Annotated in this window: 1 pseudogene; it reads left to right on the top strand. The window is 43.9% G+C overall.

The features are described from left to right. Window positions 1-221, top strand: a pseudogene (locus DW019_RS15345) (hypothetical protein); the annotation flags it as partial.

Genomic DNA, 221 nt, shown 5'->3' with positions numbered 1-221 from the left:
CCTATAACTTTGAAAGATGCCATCAGTCCATTGGGAACAAACGACCTGCCGAGTATCTTGAAAAGAAGGGTGACATTAAAAAGCCCCGCATTAATACCGTTATGCCAAAGCTTATCTACGTCTACGAGGATGTAAATTTCGATGGGAGTAAGCATGAACTGGTAAACTGCCATTATTTCGGAGGGGATTATGCCGGGACGGAAGGAACGAAAGAACTATGG

The sequence above is a fragment of the Clostridium sp. AF37-5 genome, assembly GCF_003477605.1.
Classification (GTDB): domain Bacteria; phylum Bacillota; class Clostridia; order Lachnospirales; family Lachnospiraceae; genus Eubacterium_F.
This window is presented reverse-complemented; position numbering and strand designations above follow the sequence as displayed.